The organism is Agromyces selenitireducens (assembly GCF_052748465.2).
In genome coordinates, this window is sequence record NZ_CM188259.1 from 2507147 (window position 1) to 2526752 (window position 19606).

Sequence of the window (19606 nt, forward strand, 5' to 3'; positions counted from 1 at the left end):
TGCTGTGGCCGTCATCTGCTCTGGGGGGAGACGCGATGGTCGGCGAGCCACGGGTACTCGAACTCCGGATCCACGGCGTGGCGAACGCCCCGCCCGCCGAGACCCTCTCCACGACGAGCGAGCTCGTCGAGCGGAAGTCCGGCGACGAGCAGGGCTCGTTCTGGCGGGTCAGGACCGCGACGACGCCGCGCACGCCGATGCGATCGCTGCGTCGCCTGGCGAAGCGGCCGGGTCGCGTCGACCTCGTCACCGAGGCGTACTCGTGGGGCAACCAGGCGCGTTCCGGCGGATCGGCGCTCGCGGTCATCGGACGCGCGTTCGTGCACCTCGCCTGGCTGCTCGTGCTCCCGTTCGGGCTCTGCAACCTCGCCTACTGGGGCCGGCGCGACATCAAGGGCGCCGACGAGGCGCAGCGGATCTGGGAGGGCGGCGACGGTGCGCGCGCCATCCGCGTGTTCGCGCTGTTGCAGACGCTCTTCTACGCCACGGGGCTGCTCACCGTCGGGGTCAACCTCGTCGCGCTGGGATGCTTCCCCACGAACGGCCGGGTCTGCGCCGCTCTGCCCGGCTTCATGGACGGGCTCGCGTCGTGGAGCCCGGTCTCCCGATCCGCCCTCCTCGCCATCGTGCCCGTCGCGGTCCTGCTGCTCCTCTACCTCGTGGGGCTGCGCGCACGCGGCAGCTTCGATCCGGCGCGCTCGTTCGACCAGGAGCAGGATCGGGACCCCGCACCGGCCGGCGAAGTCGAGCGGGAACGCAGCGAGCCCATGCCGCCTGAGGTGCCGCCGCGGCCGCCGCTGCTGTCGTCGGCCGTGTTCTGGCAGGGCACGCGTTCCGCGCAGCTGTCCGAGCGCACCCACCTCGCAGCGGTGCTCGCGTTCGTGCTGCTGGTGCTCGCGACCGACGCGCACATGGGCACGGACGGCGCGGTCTCGCTCGCCGACATGACACCGCCCGGCAGCCTCGCTCCGGAATCGGCGATCCCGTTCGTCGCGATGGTCGCGGGCGCACTGCTCCTCCTCGGCGCCGTCGTCCTGGCGATCGCCGGCGGCATGAGCGGAGCCCGCGTCGAGGTCCGCACGAAGCGCGCCTGGGCGACCGCCCTGCTGTGGGTCGCCGCGATCGGGTACACGGGGTGGACGCTGTGGGCGATCCTCACCCAGCGGACGAGCGCGCGGGCGGACGACGACGTGCTCGTCGGCGCGGTCGTCGTGCCGACCGCCCTCGCCGCGGTCGGGGCGCTCATCGCGCTCGCGAGCCTCACCTGGGGGTACCGACGCCCGGTGTACCGGATCGTCGCGGGGCTGCTCATCGTCTCCGCGCTCGCCTGCGTCGGCTGGGCGGAACTCGGCTGGACCGAGCTGGGCATCGGCGACCTGACCGCGGACCGCGCGACGCTCTCGCTCATCGCGCTCGGCCTCGTCGCCCTCGCCGTGATCGTCTCCTACCTCCCGCAACTGCTCGAACCGCGCGAACGCGAGCGCAACCGGCTCGCCGGATGGCACGGCAACGCCGCCGCGGTCATGCTGCTCACGGCGTGGTTCTCGTCGCTCGTGCTCACGAGCCTGGTCGTCCTCGGCGTGCATGCATGGCTCACCACGAAGACCGGCGATCCCGACACGGAGGACATCTGGCGTCTCCTCCCGGCCGAGGCGCCGGCGGATGCCGCGGCCGAGCCTCCCATCCCCCTGCCGGCGTTCTACGAGCGCTTCGCCGCGCTCCTCGTCGTGATCCTGGTGCTCCTGATCCTCATCGTCGGCGTCGGCGCGGCATCGGCCCTGCGCCGATTCCCGGCGTTCAGCCTCCCGACGTTGCGCTTCCCGGCCGGCACCCCCGCCTGGATGCGGGACCGCGACGCCTACCTCGGCGGGACGCGGCGACTCGTGCCGGAGGAGGGTGGCGCACGGCGAGGCACCCGCGACGATGCCGGACAGCTCCTGGTGCCGCGCGACCGCTATCCGGAGACCGAGCACGTCACCAGCGGGCGACTGCGTTCGGTGGTGCAGGCCCGCCGCGTCGCCGGCCTCGCGCATCGCGGCGAACCCGTGCTGACCGTGCTCGCGGCGCTCACCGCCGCAGCGCTGGTCTTCCTCGGCATCCCGTATCTCGGCGAACTGCTCGAGGGGGGCGCGGGCGGGACCGCGGGTGAACCGGCGGCCTCCGCGGCCTGGGAGTCCCTCAAGGGCGCGTCCGGCTGGGCGCTCGGACTGACGTCGCTCGCCGCGGTCGCCTGGGTCGTCACCAATGCCGTCACGTCGACCGAGCGCCCGCTCGGGCTGATCTGGGACATCGTCTCGTTCTTCCCGCGGGCGGGCCACCCGTTCAGCCCGCCCTGCTACGCCGAACGTGCCGTGCCCGAGGTCAAGAAGCGCGTGATGCGGTTCATCGACGACGAATACGCCGACGGACGGGATCCGCAGGTGATCCTCTCGGCGCACTCCATGGGCGCGACGATCGCCGTGGCGGCGATCTTCGCGCTCGCGGAGGAGGACGAGCACGGCGAACCCTCCCCCGCTGGTCCCCGTACCCGTCGGGTCGCCCTCCTCACGCACGGGGTCCAGCTGCGGGCGTACTTCAGCCGGTTCTTCCCCGAGGTCTTCGGATGGCGCGTGCTCGGCGTCCGCGGCACCTCCGGGCCGAGCCTGTTCCGGTCGGATCCGTGGTCGCGACAGGTCCTCGCCGAGGATGCCGCGCCGCTCGTTCCGCTCGGATCGCCCCAGGACCCGCCGAGCCTCGTCGAGCACCTCGGCGGCGACCTGCGCGACCCCGAGAAGCCTCGGCCACCGCGCTGGCGCAACCTCTGGCGACGGACCGACTACCTCGGATTCCCCGTGTTCTCGTACTGGAACACCAAGCCCGGCGCTGACGTCGACCCGATCGACCGGGGGGCGACGGAGCGGTCGCCGAGCTCGTACCTGTGGACCGTCGCGCGGCACTCCGACTACCTGTCGACGACGCAGTACGTCGCCGCCCGCGACGAGCTCGTGGCCATGCTCACCGACGGTGAGCGTGATGACCCGGACGTGCGGCGGGAGCCGGCAGGTCCCGGCCGACCCCCGGGCGACGGCGAACCCTGATACGCGGCGGACCGGTCAGGCGTGCCCCGCCGGTTCCTGCCGCCCGCGCCCGGCGGGCTCGAGCTGGAACGTCGAGTGCTCGACGTCGAAGTGGTCGTCGAGGCATCCGCCGAGCTCGTCGAGGAGTTCGCCCACCCGCCCCTCGGCGAACACCGAGGGCTCGACCTCGACGTGCGCGCTGAACACATGGGCGCCGGTCGTGATCGCCCAGACGTGCACGTCGTGCACGGCGACCACACCGGACGTGCCGATGATGTGGTCGCGGATCTCTGCGACATCCGTCTCGGCCGGTGCCGACTGGCTCAGCACCCGCATGACGTCGCGCAGCAGCATGAGCGCCCGCGGCACGATGAGCGCGGCGATCGCGAGCGACGCGATCGGGTCGGCGGCATCCCAGCCGGTCGTCAGGATGACCACCGCGGCCGCGATGACGAGCGCCGAGCCCAGTGTGTCGCCGAGCACCTCGAGGTAGGCGCCGCGCAGGTTGATCGAGTCCTTCGCCCCGCCGCGCAGCACCAGCAGGGCCACCACGTTCGCGAGGAGGCCGGCGATCGCGACCGCGAGCATGGGACCGCCCGCGACCTCGTGCACCTCGCCCTGCGCCCCGGACGCCAGGCGGCCGATCGCCCCCGCCGACACCGTGACCGCGACGACCACGAGGATCACGCCGTTCACGAGCGCGCCGAAGACCTCGAACCGCCGGTAGCCGTAGGTCTGCCGATCGGTCGCCGGTCGCGCTGCGACGACGGCCGCCCCGAGCGCGATGACGAGCCCGAGCAGATCGCCGGCCATGTGTCCGGCGTCCGCCAGCAGTGCGAGCGAGCCGCTCAGCAGCCCGCCGACGACCTGCACCACCAGGAACACGCCGATGATCGCGATCGCGATTCCGAGCCGGGTGCGGTTCGCGGCGTGCGCGTCGTGGGAATGGTCGTGCGAGTGTGCCATGGCACTTCCAGCGTAGGCGCGGATCGCGCGGCGTTCCGTTGACGGGAATGAGTCGCGTTCTCAGCGCGTGCAGGCCGGCTCAGCCCGCGGAGCCGAGCACCCGCTCGAGCTCGGGCAGCAGCGCGGCGAACGCCCGCGCCCGGTGGCTGTGCGCGTTCTTCACCTCGGGAGCCAGCTCGGCCGCGGAGACGTCGAACCCGTCGGGCACGAAGATCGGGTCGTAGCCGAACCCGTTCACGCCCGCGCGCTCGGTCGCGATGCGCCCCGGCCATGCTCCGACCGCCGCGAACTCGTACGGCGCCGCGCCCGCGGCATCCGGCACCACGAGCGCGATCGTGCAGTGGAAGTGCGCGGTGCGGTGCGGATCGCGGATGTCGCCGAGCTGCGCGAGCAGCAACTCGAGGTTCGCCTCGGCGCCGCGGCCCGGCCCGGCCCAGCGCGCGGAGAAGATGCCGGGTGCGCCGCCCATCACGTCGACCGCGATCCCCGAGTCGTCGGCCAGTGCGATGCGCCCGGTGTGGGATGCCGCGGCGCGGGCCTTGATGAACGCGTTCTCGTCGAACGACGTGCCGTCCTCGACGGGCTCGGGTCCGTCGTAGGGCAGCACGGTGAGCCCGGGCACGTGCTCGCCGAGGATGTGCTGGAACTCGGCGACCTTGTGCGCGTTGTGCGTGGCGAGGACCACCTCGAGCTGCGGCATCCGCTCGGCCGCGTTCACTCGCCGGCCGCGCCGGGCAATGCCGCCTCGAGCGTCGCCCGCTGGATGGCCGTGAGCTCGGTCGTGCCGGCGAGCGCCAGGTCGAGGAGGGCGTCGAGCTCGCGCCGGTCGAACGGCGCGCCCTCGGCCGTGCCCTGCACCTCGACGAAGAGTCCGCGGCCGGTCGCGACGACGTTCATGTCGGTCTCGGCGCGCACGTCCTCGACGTAGGCGAGGTCGAGCATGGGCGTGCCGTCGATGATGCCGACCGACACCGCCGAGACCGTGTCGATGAGCGGCGTCGCCTTCTGGCCGATGAACCGCTTGCCGCGCGCCCACTCGATCGCGTCGGCGAGCGCGACGTACGCGCCCGTGATCGCCGCGGTGCGGGTGCCGCCGTCGGCCTGCAGCACGTCGCAGTCGATCTGGATGGTGTTCTCGCCGAGCGACTTCATGTCGACCACCGCGCGCAGGCTCCGGCCGATGAGCCGGCTGATCTCGTGCGTGCGGCCGCCGATGCGGCCCTTGACCGACTCGCGGTCGTTGCGTGTGTTGGTCGAGCGCGGCAGCATCGCGTACTCGGCGGTGATCCAGCCGGTGCCCTTCCCGGTCATCCAGCGCGGCACGCCATTGGTGAAGCTCGCCGTGCAGAGCACCTTGGTCTGTCCGAACGAGATGAGCGCGCTGCCCTCGGCGTGGGCGCTCCATCCGCGCTCGATGACGACGTCGCGAAGCTGGTCGGGCGTGCGGCCGTCGGCGCGCACGGTTGCGGGGGCGGTGGTGTCGGTCACTGGGGTCTCCTGTCGGTGACGGATGCGGCGTGGCCGGCCGGTCCGCGGTCGCGGGGGCCGGCGAGGGTGAGCGTGCCGGTCTGCACGAGCTCGACGCTCGCGATGTCGGGGCCGATGAGGCGGTGGGCGAGGTCGAGGAAGGCCGTGCTCGAGTCGCCGGTGGCCTCGAACCGGTGGCGGGGAGGTGTGGGCGCGCGACGCTCGAGTCCCTGCGAGACGAGCACGCGGTAGACGTCGTTGGCGGTCTCGACGTCGCTGGAGACGAGGCTCACGCCCTCCCCCATGACGTACGAGATCGCGCCCTTCAGGAACGGGTAGTGCGTGCAGCCGAGCACGAGCGTGTCGACGCCGGCGGCGCGCAGCGGCGCGAGGTACTCCTCGGCGACGGCGAGCACCTCGGGCCCGGTGGTGACGCCCGCCTCGACGAACTCCACGAAGCGGGGGCACGCGACCGAGGAGAGTTCGAGGTGCGGCGCCGCCGCGAACGCGTCGTCGTAGGCGCGCGACTGGATGGTTCCGGCGGTGCCGATCACGCCGACCCGGCCGGTGCGGGTCGTCGCGACGGCTCTGCGCACCGCGGGCTGGATCACCTCGACGACGGGGACGTCGTACCGTTCGCGCGCGTCGCGCAGCATCGCGGATGACGCGGTGTTGCAGGCGATCACGAGCATCTTCACCCCCTGCGCGACGAGGTCGTCGAGCACGGCGAGCGCGTACCGCCGCACGTCGGCGATGGGCTTCGGCCCGTAGGGCGAGTGCTCGAGGTCGCCGAGGTAGAGGATCTCCTCGTGCGGAAGCTGGTCGCGAACCGCCCGGGCGACGGTCAGCCCGCCGACGCCGGAGTCGAAGATCCCGATGGGTGCGTCCGTCACGGGTACCCAGCCTAGATCAGCGGATGCCACGGGGGCCCCGCAGGCGACGCGGCGACGCGCACCGCCGCCCCGCGACATCCGTTCGCCCCCGGCTAGGCTGATCGCGTGACCGGGTCTGCTGCGCTGTTCACCGACCGCTACGAACTGACGATGGTGGATGCCGCCCTCCTCGACGGGACCGGCCATCGCGAGAGCCTCTTCGAGGCGTTCGCGAGACGCCTTCCCGACGGACGCCGCTACGGCGTCGTCGCGGGCACCGGTCGGCTGCTCGAGCTCGTCGAGCGGTTCCGGTTCCACGACGCGGAGCTGGAGTTCCTGCGCGAGCAGCGCGTGGTGCGCGACGAGACCCTCGACTGGCTCGCCGACTACCGCTTCCGGGGCGACATCTGGGGCTACCGCGAGGGCGAGGCGTACTTCCCGGGCTCGCCGCTGCTGACCATCCAGGCATCGTTCGCCGAGGCGGTGATGCTCGAGACCGTCGTGCTGTCGGTGCTCAACCACGACTCGTCCGTGGCGAGCGCCGCGGCGCGCATGGTGTCGGTCGCGCTCGGCCGCCCGATCGCCGAGATGGGTTCGCGGCGCACCAACGAGGGCTCGGCGATCGCGGCGGCGCGTGCCGCGTACATCGCGGGATTCGACGCGACGAGCAACCTCGAGGCCGGGCGCAGCTGGGGCATCCCCACGATGGGCACCGCCGCGCACGCCTTCACCCTGCTGCACGACTCCGAGGAGGCCGCGTTCCGCGCCCAGGTCGAAGCCATGGGAACGGGCACGACCCTGCTCATCGACACGTACGACATCGAGCGCGGCGTCGAGACGGCGATCCGCGTCGCAGGCACGGGGCTCGGCGCGGTGCGTATCGACTCCGGCGACCTGCCGACGGTGGTCGCCGCCGTGCGCGACCAGCTCGACTCGCTCGGCGCGGTGAACACGCACATCACCGTCACGAGCGACCTCGACGAGTACACGATCGCCGCGCTCTCCGGAGCGCCGGCGGATTCGTACGGCGTGGGCACATCGGTCGTGACCGGCTCCGGCTTCCCGGCGGCCGGCATGGTCTACAAGCTCGTCGCTCGCCGCGGCGATGACGGCGAATGGGTCGACGTCGCGAAGTCGTCGCCGAACAAGTTGAGCGTGGGCGGCCGCAAGAACGCCGCGCGTCGGCTCGACCGAACGCGGACAGCACGCGAGGAGATCGTCTTCGTCGGGGACGGCCCCGACGGCGAAGCCGAGTTCGCCGACGACGACACGCTGCGACCGCTCATGGTGCGGCTCATGCACGAGGGGCGAGCGGATGCCGCGCACACGGGTCACGCCGGCGTGGTCGCCGCTCGCGCGCATCACGCCGAGGTCGTGCAGGAACTCCCGGTCGAGGCGTTCCGTCTGGGCCGCGGCGAGCCGGTGATCCCGACGTCGTACCGCTGAGCGTCAGCCCCGCTTCATCCGCTCGTAGATCTCCTTGCACGTCGGGCACACCGGGAACTTCTCGGGATCCCGGCCAGGGGTCCACTTCTTGCCGCAGAGCGCCTTGACGGGCTTGCCGGTGACGGCCGACTCGAGGATCTGGTCCTTCTTCACGTAGTGCGAGAACCGCTCGTGGTCACCGGGTTCGATGGCCTCCTCTTCGAGGAGCTTCTCGAGTTCGCGGTCGAGCACCGTGGTGCCCCCGCCGGGCGAATCGGGATCGGCGATGCTCGCCTGCACGGGACGGATCATGCGGACGATTCTACGCCGCGCTCAGGCGCGCACGGCGGACTGCAGGATCTCCGGGCCGCGCCGGGTGAAGACGCGCCCTCCGACGAGCACGCCGACGACGAGGACGAGGATGCCCAGGCCGACGCCCGCGGCGAGCGACGCCCCATGCCAGGCGGGGTCGACGAGGATGCCGAGACCCGCGAAGACCATGGCGGGCGCGGCGACGAGGAGCGCGCCGAGCATCGCGACCGACTGCACGAGCGCGGTGATCGTGCCCGAGGACTGCGGCTGCTGGAACGGGCTGTCGCCGGGCTTGACGACCGGGTAGGGCAGGCTCGCGGAGGTGACGGAGCCGATGCCGAGCCCGGCGAGCAGCAGCGCGGTGCTCACTCCGAGCAGCGACGGCAGCAGACGCCAGTCGTCGAGGATGAAGACCGTCACCGCGCTGCCGAGGCCGATGACGAGGATGCCGGCGATCACGACGGGCACGATGCGCCCGACGCGGTCGGCGACGCCGCGAACGCCCGACGCGACGTGCAGCCACACCGCGGTGCTGTCGTACGCGGTGTCGTTGTGCAGGCTCCAGCCGAGCAGGAGGCACACGAGCGGCACGGGGATGAGGCCGAGGTAGGTCATGGGGACCCCGGCGATGGCCAGCGGCAGCACCACGAGCAGCGGTGTGACGGGCACCATGACGAGCGAGACCCAGTAGCGAGCGTCCCGGAACCAGTACGTGATGCTGCGCGCGGCGACCGCGCCGGTCGGTCCCTGCGGCGTCCGCCCGAACCAGCCCAGCCCGTGGTACGACCGCGGCGCGGCCTCACGGCCGGGGGTCACGAGCATCTTCGCGACGAGGCGCTCCCAGGCGCGCCAGGCCAGCCAGACCGTCGCGCCGGCGATCGCGAGCTTCAGCACGGCGGGACCCCAAGCGCCCGCGGCCGCGTCGCCGGGCACCGAGAACGCGGCGCCGAGCGGCGTCCAGGAGAGCACGCCGCCGACCGCGGCGAGCGCGCGGCGGCCGGAGGAGACCCAGTCGACGGTGGACAGCGCGACGAGCACCGGCGCCGCCATGACGACGAGCAGCACGCCGATCACTCCGCCCACCTCGCGTGCGCGGCGGGTCTCGAGCAGGAGTCCGCCGAGTCCGGCGGTCAGCCGTGCGGCGAGCAGGCACGTCGCGAAGGCGAGCGCGGCGGAGATCAGCGCCAGCAGCGTCTCGGGCACGCCGCGCGACCACGTCACGACGGTGCCGGCGAGGGCGATCGCGAGAACGAGCGCCGGGACGCCGACGATCGCCGCGAGGGCGAGTCCGAGCGCGAGCGAGCGATCCGGGAGCCCGAACAGCGCGAACCTCCGCGGGTCCATGGTGTCGTCGACGCCGAAGATCAGCGGGACCAGCAGGAAGCCCACCACGACGGCGGAACCGGCGACCACGAGCGCGTCGCGGACCAGTTCGACGTCATCGCTCGCGCGCAGGCCGGCGAGCAGCGCGAAGACCACGACGGCGGCGCCGAGGCCGTAGACGAGGCCGACGGTGATCCCCACGACCTGCCACGCGCTCCGCCGGAAGATGTTCCGCAGGAGCCGGAGCTTCAGTCGGAGAAACTGTGCAGCCATTCAAGGCCCTCCGCTGCCTTGCGTCCGCCCGCGAGCTCGACGAAGCGGTCCTCCAGGGTCTGGCCCTGACGAACCTCGTCGAGGGTGCCGGATGCCAGGACCCGGCCGCCGACGATGATCGCGGCCGAGTCGCAGACGCGCTCGATGAGGTCCATGCTGTGGCTCGAGAGGAGCACGGTCCCGCCCCCGGCGACGTAGCGTTCGAGGATGTCGGTGAGGTTCGCCGCGGAGACGGGGTCGACGGACTCGAACGGCTCGTCGAGCACGAGGAGCCGCGGCGAGTGGATCATGGCGCACGCCAGCGCGATCTTCTTGGTCATGCCGGCGGAGTAGTCGGCGACGAGCCGGTCGAGCGCGTCCTCGAGTCCGAAGGCGGCCGCGAGGTCGGCACTGCGATCGAGTACGGTCCGGTGGTCGAGGCCGCGCAGCGAGCCGGAGTAGTACAGCAGCTCGGAGCCGGTGAGCCGGTCGAACAGGCGAAGCCGGTCGGGCAGGACGCCCGTGGCGCGCTTGGCCGCGCGGGGGTCCTTCCACACGTCGATGTCGTTGATGCGCACGGCGCCGGCGTCGGGCCGCAGCAGCCCGGTGACCATCGACAACGTGGTCGTCTTGCCTGCGCCGTTCGGTCCGACGATGCCGTAGAACGACCCGGCCCGCACATCGAGGCTGATCGCGTCGACCGCCGTCGTGTCGCCGTACCGCTTGACGAGTCCCTCGATCGCGAGCACCCGGGGCGCCTCGGCCGGCGCCGGACGTGCGACGCGGAGCGTGCGCTTCTTCCGCGGCGCCGCCGACTGCCTCGGCGCGACCGGGATCACGGCCACGCCGCGCTCATCACCGACGGCCCGGCCCGAGTCGTCGGTCGTGGTCGGCGTCGGCTCGCCGGCCCGCTCCTCGGCGGGAGCCGGCTCCTGCTCCTCGGTGGGGGCGATGGGGGCCTCGGTGACGGCGTCCTCGGTGACGGTCTCCTCGACGAGCGGCACCGGCTCCACGGACGTCTCGGTTCCGGCCTTCGCGGTCTCCGTCTCCGTCTCCGGCTCGGCGGGCGCCCCGCTGCTCGCCTCGGCGGCTGCCTCGGGCTCCGCCGGAGGCGTGCTCTCCTCCTCCGCGGGCGCCTCCACGGGGGCCGCCACCGGAGCCGGTGGGGGCGGGACGGTTCCGGTCGAGGGTGCGGCTGTGGCCGCAGGCTCGCCCGTGTCGGGCGTGATCGTCGGGTCCGACTTCCGGGGCGCGCGCTCCGCCTCGGTGGTGTCGGTGGTCATCGCGGCGGCGACGCGCTGGCGCGCCGCGGCCTTCGTCCGTGCATCGGCAGCGCGTTCCCTCGCCTGCGCAAGGGAGACCGAGGGCGTGCGTGTCGTCTTCGCGGCCGCGCCGCGCTTGGCCGCCGCGGTCGACGAGGCAGCGCGCGACGCGGCGGTGCGCTTGGACGCGGCGGTCGGCTCCGGCGCCGGCTCGCCGTCGGCGGTCGCGTCGGACTTCGCGGTGGACGGCGCCGCGGCCTTGCGCGTCGACGGCCTCCGAGCCGCGGGCTTCGCCTTGGCGGCAGGCTTCGCCGACTCGACGTTCTCGGTGGGCGTCGAGGGCGGTTCGGCTCCGGCCGACGGCTCCGCCGGGCCGGTCGTCGCGTCGACGCGCTCGGTCTCGGCGACCTTCGTGGCGCGGGACTTCGCCGCAGCGCCCTTCGAGGCTGCGGTCCTTGAGGCAGCGGTCCTGGCCGCAGCGCCCTTCGAGGCGGCCGACTTCGCCGCGGCGCTCTTGGAGGCGGCCGACTTCGCTGCAGCGCTCTTGGAGGCAGCGGACTTCGGTGCAGAGCGCTTCGCGGTGGGCTTCGGCTCCGCGTTCCCGGGGTCGTCGGCCTCGGCGGCCGCGCCCGCTTCGGCCGTGGAGCCCGTCTTCGCTCGTGCGGATGAGTTCCGCGCTGCGGTCGCCGGCGTACGCCCGGCCCCGGCCTTCGGCTTCGCCGGCGTGGTCCCGGTCCCGCCGCTGCCGGGCTCGGGCGCGATCGACGACCCCCGATCGGCGGACACCCCCGTGCCGGTGCCTCCGGGAGTCTCGTCGTCAGGGCCTGATCGCGAAACGGAAGTCACCACGACAACCTACCAAGTCGGCTCGCCTCCGCCTCCGAATCCCCTCCACGCCGCGCCGAGCGGCGCGCCGGGCGAAGCTGGGCGACCTCTGGGCATCACATCACGAATCCGCCACGACGTCCGCCCGGGCTAGGGTTCGGCACCGCTGACCGGGTATTCTGTAGGTCGGCATAACGGCGTGTCCAGTGAACAACTTCCGGATGAACTCCCGGCGAACTCGCCGTGAATGGGCGCGTCGCCTCATCCGACCGATGAAGGAGATGCAGTGAGCACCCAGATCGTGATCCTCGCAGCCGGCATGGGGAGCCGGCTCGGGCGAACCCTCCCCAAGCCGCTCACCGAACTCAGCGACGGTCGCACGATCATGCGCCAGCAGTTCGACAACGTCGAGCATGCGTTCGGCCGCAACGCCAGCGTCACCATCGTCGTCGGCTACAAGCTCGAGCACATCATCGAGGCGTTCCCGCAGGCGTCGTTCGTCTACAACGAGGAGTACGACCAGACGAACACCTCGAAGTCGCTCATGCGCGCCCTGCAGGCGTCGCAGCCGGGCGGTGTGCTCTGGATGAACGGCGACGTGGTCTTCGACCCGCGCATCCTCGACCGCGCGCTGCCCTTCATCGCGCGCGACCAGTCGTTCGTCACGGTGAACACCGCGAAGGTGTCCGATGAAGAGGTGAAGTACACCACGAGTGCCGAGGGCTACATCAAGGAGCTCTCGAAGACCGTCAAGGGCGGCCTCGGCGAGGCCGTCGGCATCAACTACATCTCCAGCCGCGACAAGGCGACCCTGCTCGCCCACCTGCAGCGCGTCGGCGACCAGGACTACTTCGAGCGCGGCATCGAGCTCGCGATCGAGCAGAACGGCCTGCTCGTCGAGCCGATGGACGTCTCCGACCTCTACGCGGTCGAGATCGACTTCGCCGAAGACCTGGAGCGTGCGAACCACTTCGTGTGACCTGCGCACCACCCACAGCGTGAGAAGCGGATGCCTCGTGGCATCCGCTTCTCGCATGTCGGGCGGCACCCTGCACGGCATCTACGATGAGAGCCATGAGCTACGCCGACTCGCATCCGTTCTCGCGGACGCGGTGGTCGGAGTACCGTCACTCGCTGTGGCTCCTCACGACCCGCGACCTGAAGGTGCGGTACACGACCTCGGCGCTCGGCTACCTGTGGTCGATCCTCGACCCGCTCGTGATGGCCGCGATCTACTGGTTCGTGTTCACCCAGGTGTTCGACCGGCTCGTGGGCACCCAGCCGTACATCGTCTTCCTCCTGGCGGGCCTCCTGCCGTGGATGTGGTTCAACGGCGCCGTGTCCGACTCGACGCGAGCGTTCCTGAAGGACGCGAAGCTCGTCCGCTCGACGAAGCTGCCGCGCACGATCTGGGTCAATCGCATCGTGCTCTCGAAGGGCATCGAATTCGTGCTCGCACTGCCCGTGCTGGCGATGTTCGCGATCCTGTTCGGGGCGGGCGTCGGCTGGCAACTCGTGTTCTTCCCGCTCGCGATGGTGCTGCAGGCCGCGCTCACCGCGGGAATCGGCCTCATCGTCGCGCCGCTCGTGGTGTTCTTCCGCGACCTCGAGCGGGCGACCAAGCTCGTGCTGCGCTTCCTCTTCTACGCCTCGCCGATCATCTACGGCATCTCGAACCTGCCCGAGGGCCTGCAGTTCTGGGCGGCGTTCAACCCGCTGGCGGGCATCTTCAGCCTGTACCGCGCCGCGTTCTTCCCCGATGAGCTCGAATGGTTCGCCGTGGGGATCGCGGCCGCGATGTCGGCGGCGTTCCTCGCGGTCGGGCTGTGGGTGTTCCGCAACGCCGAGCGCCAGGTGCTGAAGGAGATCTGATGACCGACGCCGCCATCCGCACCGCCGGCCTCGGCATCCGCTTCCGCCGCAACCGCCGGGGCCGCCGCACCTTCAAGGACCTCTTCTCCCGCACCCGCCGGCGGATCCGCCCGGACGAGTTCTGGGCGCTGCGCGAGGTCAGCGTCGACGTCCGGCCGGGCGAGGCGATCGGCGTCGTCGGCCGCAACGGCCAGGGCAAGTCGACCCTGCTGAAGCTCGTCGCCGGCGTGCTCATCCCGGACGAGGGCTCGGTCACGGTCAACGGCGGCGTGGCGCCGCTCATCGAGATCACGGGCGGTTTCGTCGACGACCTCTCGGTCCGCGACAACGTGTACCTCACCGCGGGCCTGCACGGCATGACGCGCCAGCAGATCGACGCGAAGTTCGACGAGATCATCGGGTTCGCCGAGATCGGCGACTTCCTCGACACCCCGTACAAGCACCTCTCGAGCGGTATGAAGGTGCGTGTCGCGTTCGCCGTGGTCTCTCAGCTCGACGAGCCCATCCTCCTCGTCGACGAGGTCCTCGCGGTCGGCGACAAGGCGTTCCGCGAGAAGTGCTACCGCCGCATCGAGGAACTGCTCGAGAGCGGACGCACGCTGTTCTTCGTCTCGCACAACGAGCGCGACCTGCGTCGGTTCTGCACCCGCGGCCTCTACCTCGACAAGGGGCGGCTCGTCCTCGACTCCGACATCGACGAGGTCATCGACCGGTACAACGCCGACTACGGCACACGCTGACGGAGCCGTCAAGCCCTCCGGTCGCGGCGGCCGCCTCCCAACCGGCCGTCCTACAATCGACGCCATGTCGGACCGAGTGCACCGGATCACCTCGATGGGCCAGAGCGCGCCCCGCGAGACGCCGCAGGGCGCCTCGGACCCCTTCGCCTCCACGGCCGGCGAGACCGAGGCGGATGCCACGGCACGGGCGGAGGGCCTCGAGCGCGGCCTCGACCGGCTGATCGCGATCCACCGTCCCGTCGTGCTGGCGCACCTCCGCGCCATCCGCCGCAACCACCCCACCGCCACGCCCGACGAGATCGTGCGGATCCTCGAGCGCCGCTACCTCACCGCCGTCACGACCGGGGGCGCCGCGGTCGGTGCGACCGCGGTCGTGCCGGGGATCGGGACGGGCGTGACGCTCGCGCTGTCCGGCGTCGAGACCGCGGCATTCCTCGAGGCGACCGCGCTGTTCGCGCAGTCCGTCGCCGAGGTGCACGGGCTCCACGTCGAGAACCCGGACCGCGCCCGCGCACTCGTGATGACGCTCATGATGGGCCGCGAAGGCGTCGACCTGGTGAAGAACTTCGCCGCCCGCGCCGCGGGCGGTGGCGTGGCCCGTGACGCGTACTGGGGCGAGATCATCACGAGCGGCCTGCCGAAGGCCGTCATGGGGCAGGTCGTCGAGCGGCTGCGCCGCATGTTCATCAAGCAGTTCGCCGTCCGCGGCGGCGCGGGCATCATCGGCCGTGCGATCCCGTTCGGCATCGGCGCGGCCATCGGCGGCGTCGGCAACCACGTCCTGGGCCGTCGCGTGCTGCAGCACGCCCGGCTCGCGTTCGGCGCGGCCCCGGCCCTGCTGCCCGTCGAGCTCGAGCCGCGCGAGGCGGGCGAGTCGGCGGCCTCGCGTACGGCGCGGCGCGGCGCGGCGATCGGTTCGGCCGTCGCCGGAGCGACCAGCCGCGGCATCCGCACGGCGGGGCGCGCGCTCACCCGGCGGCGGCGCGACGAGTCGGCCGGTTCGGACGGCGACGCCGTCACGCGCGACCCGCAGGCCACCGCCGACCGCTGAGGCGCCCGAGGGCCCGCTGCCTAGTCGACCTCGACGTCGTCGGACTGCTCGGCGGCCTCGCCCTCCGCATCGTGCTCCTCGACCTCCGGATCGCCCGCGTGCAGCGCCGCGAAGCGTTCCCACTCGGCCATCAGGTGGTCGACCGCGGCGTGGAACCGCGCCGTCGTCACGCCCGGGGTCGTGTCGCCGAAGTAGCGCTCGACCCAGAAACCGAGCCGCTGCAGCGCGGCCTCGTCGTGCGTGACCTCGTCGACCCGCGCGGCCATCGCGTCGCCGTCGGCGGCCTCGAGCCACTCGCATGCCGACAGGTATCCCCCGGTGTCGATCTGCGCGTCGGCGTTCACCGGGAGCGTCACCAGCAGCGGCCTGCCCGCGGCGAGCCGGTCGTAGACCATCGCCGAGATGTCGACGATCGCGACATCCGCCGCCGCGAGCTGCCACCCGAGCGACGGGCCGTCGTCGTAGACGTGCTGCGCCGTGGGATCCGCCGCGTTCGCCGCCGCGATCGCCTGGATGATCGCGCGGTTCGCGGCGCCGTAGTCGTGGTCGACCACGCCCGAGCGCGGGTGGGGACGATAGATCACGCGGTGCCGCCCGTTCGCGAGCAGGCTGTTCACGAGCGCGACCCCGTGCGAGGCGATCGACCCGTACGCCGCGGCACCCCGGTCGCCCTCCCACGTGGGCGCGTACAGCACCACGTCGCGGTCGTCGGGGGTGTACGGCAGCGGGGAGCCGTCGAGGTAGTGGTCGGCCTGCGGCCGGCCGATCGGGATGGCGCGCTTGTCGAAGTCGTAGTCCCACAGCACCTTCTCGAGGCGAGTCCGGGCCGCGTCGCCCGCGATCAGGGCGTAGTCGTACGCCTTGAACTGGTTCGTGGTCATGTACATCTTGTCGGACTCGCCGTGGTTGATGAACACGTGCCAGCGGCGCCCGTAGCGCATCATCTGGAAGTTCTTGGCGTTCTGGTTGACGTAGAACACCACGTGCAGGTCCTGGTCGTGGATGACCTGCTCGAGGTCGGCGACGCGGCGGACGTAGGCGACCGGGAGCGGCGATTCGTCGAGCAACGCGAGTGCCGCACCCGACGCGCGACTGAGGATCAGCACGGGGTGCTGCTCGGCGAGCCTCACGAGCGGCTGGTACCACTGGCGCAGCTGGTACAGGTTGACCTTGCCGTCGGCGAAGTACACGCCGATGCGGTAGTGGTGCGGCTCGAGCGGCGGACGCTCCGCGAGCATCTCGGCCAGCCGTCGCTGCGCGCGCCGCGATCGCAGCACGTTCTGGACGAACTTCACTCCGCGGCGCGCGTCTCTCCTCAAACCCACCGTCCAAGGGTAGCCGCGCCCGCGGCGGTCAGACGACGGGCGGTCGCCCGGCGAGCGTCATCCGCCGCACCGTGCGCCACGACATCGGGCGCCGCTCCCCCGGGTCCTCGCGCCATCCGGCCCGCCACCCGGCGAACCACGCCGAGAGGGCCTTCGGGTGCCGCGCCCAGCGCAGCACCTGGATCGCCGTCCACGACCCGACGTACACCGGCACGAGCACCGCGGGCAGGTTGCGGCGTGCGAGCCACACCCGGTTCCGCGCGTTCAGCCGGTAGTAGTACGCGTGCCGCGCCGGGTCGATCACCGGGTGCGCCGCCTCGAGGTCTCCGGCGTACCACGCGCGCCGGCCCGCGTCCCACACGCGCCACGCGAGCTCGATGCCCTCGTGCGCGTAGAAGAACGGATCGGCCCAGCCGCCGGTCGCATCGAACACGGCGCGCGGCATCAGCACGGCGCCCTCCCAGCACGAGAACACGTCGCTCGAGCGGGCGGGGTCGCCCTTGCGGATCCTCGGGATCCAGCGTCGCGGCGCGGTGAGCCCGGTCGGGTCGACGACGCGGGGCTGCACGAGGCCGAGGTCGGGGTGCTCGGCCAGCAGGCGGCATCCGTCGGCGAGGAAGGACGCGCTCGGCAGGTATGCGTCGTCGTCGAGGAAGAACAGCACGTCGCCCTCGACATGCGGCACGCCCCGGTTGCGTCCCGCCGGGATGCCCAGGTTCTCGGGCAGGTGCAGGGCGCGCACCTCGGGCGGCAGCGGCGGGTCGGCCGTCGCCGGGTCCCAGCCGTTGCCCACGCACACCACGTCGACCGACACGTCGGCCTGGTCGAGCACGCTCCGGATGCCGCGCGCGAGCTCGACCGGCCGCCGGCCCATGGTGAGCACGACCACGCCGACGCGCGGCACCGTCACGGATGCGTCAGGCGCGGACACGGCGGGACGCCATGATCGCGAGGAAGTGGCCGACGAGCGCGAGCGTCGCGAGCGGCAGCAGGACGAGGACCAGGATCCGGTCGACGAGCGGCTGGCCCGCCACGAGGCCGATGAGGGCCGCGGCGAACGCGATGAGCGTGAGCTCGACCGAGTGGTACAGGCGGTGGAACGGCACGAACCGCGCCACCTTGCGGAGCCGGGCGATGAGTCCGCCGCGCGGGGCGGTCTCGCCGTGCGTGTCGGCCAGCTTCGGCAGGCCGGCGTTCGCGCGGGCGACGTGGACCATGTCGTTGAGCGCCTTGTTGAGCACGATCACGAGCGCGAGCATCGCGCCGACCGTCGTCCAGAGGAAGTCCTCGGGGAACTCGAGCGGGTAGGCGGCGGCGCGGATGCCGAGCGCGAGCGGGATGAGCGCCTCGGTCGTGTAGTGGCCGACCTTGTCGAGGAACACGCCCGCGGGCGAGCGCGTGCCGCGCCACCGGGCGACCTCGCCGTCGGAGCAGTCGACGAGCATCTGCAACTGGCCGAGCACCACGGCCAGCAGCGGACCCCAGATGCCCGGGATGAGCAGGGCCGCGGCCGTGGACCACCCGACGAGGATCATGAGGCCGGTGACGCCGTTGGCGGAGATCGGGGTACGCAGCAGCAGCCAGGTGAGGTACGGCGACAGGTCGCGCAGGTACAGCGATGCGGTCCAGTGCTCGGCATTGCGGCGGTTGCGGACCTCGGGCGGCTGGGTCACCGCGCGGAGCTCCGCGATGCTCGTCGGCCGCCCGCGACCCGGCGTGGTCTCCGTCATGCTCACCTTCCCGTGTGGCTGGCGATGTTGCTCGTGAGCGAGAGGTAACCGAGCACGAAGCCGAGCCCCCACGACACGTGGATGCAGGGCAGCACCACGAGGAACCAGCCGAAGACGGCCGCACCACGCCCGCGAGCGTACACGAGCGCTGCGAGGAGGACGAAGAGCAGGTAGACCGCCGGCGCGGCGAAGCCCGCGAGCAGCCACGGGACCGCGCCGACCGCGAGCTGGACGAGCCCGCCGACGCCGAGCAGCGTGCCGACCACCACGCCGACCACCATCAGCGGCGGCACGAAGTAGCGGATGCCGTTGTCGGCGGGGAACCGGCGGGCGAGCTCGCCGCGCCACAGCCCGGTCGACAGCATCTGCCGCGCGAGGCGCTCCACGCTCGAGCGGGGTCGGTAGGTGACGGCGAGCTCCGGGGTGAACCAGACCGTGCCGCCGGTCTCGCGCAGCCGTCGGTTCAGCTCCCAGTCCTGGCCGCGCTTGATCGTCTCGTCGAACAGGCCGACGCGCTCGAGGGCGCTCCGGCGGAACACGCCGAGGTACACCGTCTCGGCCGGCCCCTCCTCGCCGCCGACGTGGAAGGCGGCCCCCCCGAGGCCGACGGGCGTCGTGTAGGCGAGTGCGACGGCGCGCTCGAACCCGGTCTCGCCCCGCGCGTCCATGATCCCGCCGACATTGTCGGCGCCGGTGCGCACGAGCGCCTCGACGGCGATCCGCGTGTAGTCGACCGGGAGCATCGAGTGCGAGTCGACGCGGACGACGACCGGGTGGACCGCTGCGCGGATGCCGATGTTCAGGCCCGCCGGAGTCGACCCGACCGCATTCTCGAGCACGCGTACGCGCGAGTCGCGCGCGGCGAGGTCGGCCACGAGTTCGGCCGTGCCGTCGATCGACGGACCGAGGGCGATGAGCACCTCGACCGGACCGTCGTACTCCTGCTCGAGGATCGACTCGACCGCGGCCCGCACGTGCGACGCGTCGTTCAGCACGGGCATGACATACGAGACGCCGATCGGCGGCGAGAGTTCCGCCGGGTGGTGCTGCTCGGGCATGGTCCTCACTCGTGCACAGGGTCGATCGAGCCTAGCAGCAGGGGGCCCGGCGACGGCGCGACGGCGCGAC

18 protein-coding genes are annotated in these 19606 nt (G+C 72.2%); 7 read left to right on the forward strand and 11 right to left on the reverse strand.

Going from position 1 to position 19606, the window contains the following annotated elements; translation table 11 throughout:
* Positions 1 to 35 precede the first annotated feature (35 nt).
* The gene (locus ACULK4_RS11685; RefSeq protein WP_445964586.1) at positions 36 to 3077 is read left to right on the forward strand and encodes a hypothetical protein; all 3042 of its coding nucleotides are present in this window, start codon (positions 36 to 38) and stop codon (positions 3075 to 3077) included.
* A 15-nt stretch (positions 3078 to 3092) separates the two neighbouring features.
* Here the strand turns inward: ACULK4_RS11685 and ACULK4_RS11690 are convergent, their stop codons facing one another.
* From ACULK4_RS11690 to murI, 4 genes are all read right to left on the reverse strand, one after another.
* Complete coding sequence (locus tag ACULK4_RS11690; protein WP_445964587.1) at positions 3093 to 4022, reverse strand: cation diffusion facilitator family transporter; 930 nt, start codon at positions 4020 to 4022, stop codon at positions 3093 to 3095.
* A 79-nt stretch (positions 4023 to 4101) separates the two neighbouring features.
* Positions 4102 to 4722 (reverse strand): RdgB/HAM1 family non-canonical purine NTP pyrophosphatase, encoded by a 621-nt coding sequence (gene rdgB / locus ACULK4_RS11695; protein ID WP_445964588.1) that lies wholly within the window; start codon positions 4720 to 4722, stop codon positions 4102 to 4104.
* A 14-nt stretch (positions 4723 to 4736) separates the two neighbouring features.
* Positions 4737 to 5510 carry a ribonuclease PH gene (gene rph / locus ACULK4_RS11700; RefSeq protein ID WP_445964589.1) on the reverse strand — a complete coding sequence of 258 codons (774 nt, stop codon included), beginning with the start codon at positions 5508 to 5510 and terminating at the stop codon, positions 4737 to 4739.
* On the reverse strand, positions 5507 to 6382 hold the full coding sequence (murI, locus tag ACULK4_RS11705; RefSeq protein WP_445964590.1) for a glutamate racemase: 876 nt from the start codon (positions 6380 to 6382) through the stop codon (positions 5507 to 5509). The genes rph and murI overlap by 4 nt, the downstream gene beginning before the upstream one ends.
* Positions 6383 to 6487: 105 nt before the next feature.
* On the opposite strand from murI, the gene ACULK4_RS11710 reads away from it, so the two are divergent.
* Positions 6488 to 7807 (forward strand): nicotinate phosphoribosyltransferase, encoded by a 1320-nt coding sequence (locus ACULK4_RS11710; protein ID WP_445964591.1) that lies wholly within the window; start codon positions 6488 to 6490, stop codon positions 7805 to 7807.
* A gap of 3 nt (positions 7808 to 7810) precedes the next feature.
* Here ACULK4_RS11710 and ACULK4_RS11715 read toward each other — a convergent pair whose 3' ends face one another.
* Genes ACULK4_RS11715 through ACULK4_RS11725 form a run of 3 tightly spaced genes read right to left on the reverse strand, consistent with a single transcriptional unit; the run spans position 7811 to position 10815 of the window.
* Positions 7811 to 8098, reverse strand: coding sequence for a DUF3039 domain-containing protein (locus ACULK4_RS11715; RefSeq protein ID WP_445964592.1), 288 nt, complete (start codon positions 8096 to 8098; stop codon positions 7811 to 7813).
* A 21-nt stretch (positions 8099 to 8119) separates the two neighbouring features.
* On the reverse strand, positions 8120 to 9694 hold the full coding sequence (locus ACULK4_RS11720; RefSeq protein ID WP_445964593.1) for a hypothetical protein: 1575 nt from the start codon (positions 9692 to 9694) through the stop codon (positions 8120 to 8122).
* Positions 9670 to 10815, reverse strand: a complete 1146-nt coding sequence (locus ACULK4_RS11725; RefSeq protein ID WP_501043313.1) for an ATP-binding cassette domain-containing protein — start codon at positions 10813 to 10815, stop codon at positions 9670 to 9672. Before ACULK4_RS11725 ends, ACULK4_RS11720 begins: the two co-directional genes overlap by 25 nt.
* A 73-nt stretch (positions 10816 to 10888) precedes the next feature.
* Here ACULK4_RS11725 and ACULK4_RS11730 point away from each other — a divergent pair, with 73 nt between their 5' ends.
* The 5 genes from ACULK4_RS11730 to ACULK4_RS11750 all read left to right on the forward strand — a co-directional run bounded on the left by ACULK4_RS11730 (position 10889) and on the right by ACULK4_RS11750 (position 15423).
* Positions 10889 to 11914, forward strand: coding sequence for a hypothetical protein (locus tag ACULK4_RS11730; RefSeq protein WP_501043314.1), 1026 nt, complete (start codon positions 10889 to 10891; stop codon positions 11912 to 11914).
* Between the two features lie 132 nt (positions 11915 to 12046).
* The gene (locus tag ACULK4_RS11735) at positions 12047 to 12739 is read left to right on the forward strand and encodes a phosphocholine cytidylyltransferase family protein (protein WP_445964595.1); all 693 of its coding nucleotides are present in this window, start codon (positions 12047 to 12049) and stop codon (positions 12737 to 12739) included.
* 95 nt (positions 12740 to 12834) lie between these two features.
* Positions 12835 to 13632 (forward strand): ABC transporter permease, encoded by a 798-nt coding sequence (locus ACULK4_RS11740; protein WP_445964596.1) that lies wholly within the window; start codon positions 12835 to 12837, stop codon positions 13630 to 13632.
* A complete protein-coding gene (locus ACULK4_RS11745) occupies positions 13632 to 14372 on the forward strand; it encodes an ABC transporter ATP-binding protein (protein ID WP_445964597.1) in 741 nt (246 codons plus the stop codon). The genes ACULK4_RS11740 and ACULK4_RS11745 overlap by 1 nt, the downstream gene beginning before the upstream one ends.
* A gap of 64 nt (positions 14373 to 14436) precedes the next feature.
* The gene (locus ACULK4_RS11750; protein ID WP_445964598.1) at positions 14437 to 15423 is read left to right on the forward strand and encodes a hypothetical protein; all 987 of its coding nucleotides are present in this window, start codon (positions 14437 to 14439) and stop codon (positions 15421 to 15423) included.
* 20 nt (positions 15424 to 15443) lie between these two features.
* On the opposite strand, the gene ACULK4_RS11755 is transcribed toward ACULK4_RS11750, so the two are convergent.
* The 4 genes from ACULK4_RS11755 to ACULK4_RS11770 are packed head-to-tail and all read right to left on the reverse strand — an operon-like array spanning position 15444 to position 19536.
* Positions 15444 to 16748: a CDP-glycerol glycerophosphotransferase family protein gene (locus ACULK4_RS11755; RefSeq protein WP_445964599.1), complete on the reverse strand. Its 1305-nt coding sequence runs from the start codon at positions 16746 to 16748 to the stop codon at positions 15444 to 15446.
* Positions 16749 to 16776: 28 nt separating this feature from the next.
* On the reverse strand, positions 16777 to 17622 hold the full coding sequence (locus tag ACULK4_RS11760) for a glycosyltransferase family 2 protein (RefSeq protein WP_445964717.1): 846 nt from the start codon (positions 17620 to 17622) through the stop codon (positions 16777 to 16779).
* A gap of 43 nt (positions 17623 to 17665) precedes the next feature.
* Positions 17666 to 18478: a CDP-alcohol phosphatidyltransferase family protein gene (locus ACULK4_RS11765; protein ID WP_445964600.1), complete on the reverse strand. Its 813-nt coding sequence runs from the start codon at positions 18476 to 18478 to the stop codon at positions 17666 to 17668.
* Between the two features lie 2 nt (positions 18479 to 18480).
* A complete protein-coding gene (locus ACULK4_RS11770; RefSeq protein WP_445964601.1) occupies positions 18481 to 19536 on the reverse strand; it encodes a glycosyltransferase family 2 protein in 1056 nt (351 codons plus the stop codon).
* Between the last annotated feature and the right edge of the window lie 70 nt (positions 19537 to 19606).

Coding starts and splice junctions, on each gene's coding strand:
- ACULK4_RS11685 (WP_445964586.1), top strand. CDS start 36: ATGGTCGGCGAGCCACGGGTACTCGAACTCCGGATCCACGGCGTGGCG.
- ACULK4_RS11690 (WP_445964587.1), bottom strand. CDS start 4,022: ATGGCACACTCGCACGACCATTCCCACGACGCGCACGCCGCGAACCGC.
- rdgB (WP_445964588.1), bottom strand. CDS start 4,722: ATGCCGCAGCTCGAGGTGGTCCTCGCCACGCACAACGCGCACAAGGTC.
- ACULK4_RS11715 (WP_445964592.1), bottom strand. CDS start 8,098: ATGATCCGTCCCGTGCAGGCGAGCATCGCCGATCCCGATTCGCCCGGC.
- ACULK4_RS11720 (WP_445964593.1), bottom strand. CDS start 9,694: ATGGCTGCACAGTTTCTCCGACTGAAGCTCCGGCTCCTGCGGAACATC.
- ACULK4_RS11740 (WP_445964596.1), top strand. CDS start 12,835: ATGAGCTACGCCGACTCGCATCCGTTCTCGCGGACGCGGTGGTCGGAG.
- ACULK4_RS11745 (WP_445964597.1), top strand. CDS start 13,632: ATGACCGACGCCGCCATCCGCACCGCCGGCCTCGGCATCCGCTTCCGC.
- ACULK4_RS11750 (WP_445964598.1), top strand. CDS start 14,437: ATGTCGGACCGAGTGCACCGGATCACCTCGATGGGCCAGAGCGCGCCC.
- ACULK4_RS11760 (WP_445964717.1), bottom strand. CDS start 17,622: ATGGGCCGGCGGCCGGTCGAGCTCGCGCGCGGCATCCGGAGCGTGCTC.
- ACULK4_RS11765 (WP_445964600.1), bottom strand. CDS start 18,478: ATGACGGAGACCACGCCGGGTCGCGGGCGGCCGACGAGCATCGCGGAG.
- ACULK4_RS11770 (WP_445964601.1), bottom strand. CDS start 19,536: ATGCCCGAGCAGCACCACCCGGCGGAACTCTCGCCGCCGATCGGCGTC.